This is a genomic window from Microcystis aeruginosa NIES-4325 (assembly GCF_008974145.1).
GTDB classification, from domain to species: domain Bacteria; phylum Cyanobacteriota; class Cyanobacteriia; order Cyanobacteriales; family Microcystaceae; genus Microcystis; species Microcystis aeruginosa_G.
On sequence record NZ_BJKP01000165.1, the window covers coordinates 1 to 228 of the forward strand.

1 pseudogene is annotated in these 228 nt (G+C 33.3%); it reads right to left on the minus strand.

Going from position 1 to position 228, the window contains the following annotated elements:
• Positions 1 to 217 (minus strand): annotated as a pseudogene (locus MiAbW_RS19470) (IS5/IS1182 family transposase); the annotation flags it as partial.
• Positions 218 to 228 lie beyond the last annotated feature (11 nt).

A 228-nucleotide genomic window follows, 5' to 3' on the forward strand; every position in this document is an offset into this window, starting at 1 on the left:
ACATTAGAACAATTTGTTCCTCTTCTGATAATTTAGGAGGTGTTCCGCTTCCTGGTTGATTAATCCTAATTTTGGTTTTTTCGATTTCTGATTGGTTTTTCCGATGTATAAGTTTTCCAAGTGCCATTAGTTGTTCTAGTTGTTGGTAGTCAATCCCTAATAGTCTTTTAGTTTGTTTCGGATATTTTTGAATGTATTCCCAAGTGTAGTTTTTCATGGCTTTTTTTG